Here is a 1,547-nt window from a genome sequence, read left to right as displayed (position 1 = left end):
GGTAGTGTCATAAATTTTGTGTCTTTGGTAATAAATGGATCCAATCTGGAAAGAATTAAATATGAATATTCTTATCAGAGAGGAGCCTATTATTATGGCTATTGCAAAGGAGCAATTAAGACAAATTATTTCAGAAAATGACATTAACAGCGTATCTGATGTTTACGAATTATTTCGTGAAAGTTTCAAGGATATGTTGCAAGAGCTTTTGGAAGCAGAAATGGATGTTTCCATCGGCTATCCCAAAAATGCAAAAGATGACATCATCACTACCAACAAACGGAACGGCTATTCACCTAAAATGGTAAAGAGTCAGTATGGCGAAATTCCAATCGAAATTCCAAGAGACCGAAATGGAGAATTCGAACCACAGATTGTTCAGAAGCATCAGCGGGATGTTTCCGGGATAGAGGAAAAAATTATTTCCCTATATGCCCGTGGCATGAGTACCAGAGATATCCATGACCAGATCGAGGATCTGTATGGAATACAGCTCTCTGCCGATATGGTCAGCAAGATCACAGATAAAATCCTCCCGAATGTAAAGGAATGGCAGACACGTCCTCTGGAGCCGATTTATACTTTCTGTTTCCTAGATGCCATACACTATTCCTGCCGGGATGAGGGACGTATTGTAAAGAAGGCTGCCTATGTTGCGCTTGGAGTTCAGTTGGATGGAACCAAGGACATCCTGAGCATTACAGTCGGTGCAAATGAATCCTCAAAATTTTGGTTGGGAATGCTTAACAACCTGAAGAACAGAGGGCTGAAGGACGTCCTATTCTTCTGTGTGGATGGCTTGCCAGGCTTTAAGGAGGCGATTGCAGCCGTATATCCGCAGGCAGTGGTACAGAGATGCATTATCCATATGCTGCGTAACTCTTTCCAGTACCTGTCTTATAAAGATCGCAAGAAATTTGCCGCCGATTTTAAAGCTGTATATAAGGCTCCAACAGAAGAATCCTCGTTACAAGCCCTTGCAGAAGTAAAGGAAACATGGGGAAAGAAATATCCATACGCAATCAGTAATTGGGAGATGAACTGGGAAAATGTAAGGCCATTCTTTGAATTTAGCGATGATATAAGAAGGATAATGTATACGACGAACATTGTGGAATCTGTAAACCGCCAGTTCCGGAAGGTAACCAAAACCAAGAGTGCATTTCCGACAGATGCATCGCTGGAGAAGATGCTGTATATGGCCGCCCAGAATATCATGAAGAAATGGACCCAAAGATACCGCAACTGGGATATGGTTTTAAGCCAGCTGATGATTTTGTACCCAGATCGGATTCAACCGTACCTGTAATCAGAGAGGAGCCAGCGGCCTAATATATTTGCAAAGGACCGCCGGCAACTTTTATACTTTCGGCATCTATAGTATACCCAGAGCACTCATAATTTATACTTGAGGCCGGGTGTGGGCAGAGCCCACGAAAAAACAAATATAGATGTCTTATTTGCTATGAAATTTTTTCGAAAAAAGGTATAAAATTTTCAGATGCGGTAATACTATAGATAGAAATATAATTCGACAAAGGAATTTC

Annotated in this window: 1 protein-coding gene; it reads left to right on the top strand. The window is 41.3% G+C overall.

All coding sequences use genetic code 11. The features are described 5' to 3' along the window. The first annotated feature begins 94 nt into the window (after window positions 1-94). On the top strand, window positions 95-1,309 hold the full coding sequence (locus EDD59_RS17615) for an IS256 family transposase (RefSeq protein ID WP_408632290.1): 1,215 nt from the start codon (window positions 95-97) through the stop codon (window positions 1,307-1,309). Window positions 1,310-1,547: the final 238 nt, after the last annotated feature.

This window comes from Muricomes intestini, from assembly GCF_004346165.1.
Classification (GTDB): Bacteria; Bacillota; Clostridia; order Lachnospirales; family Lachnospiraceae; genus Muricomes; species Muricomes intestini.
Note: the sequence above shows the minus strand (reverse complement) of the source record. Positions and strands in the feature narration are given on the sequence as shown.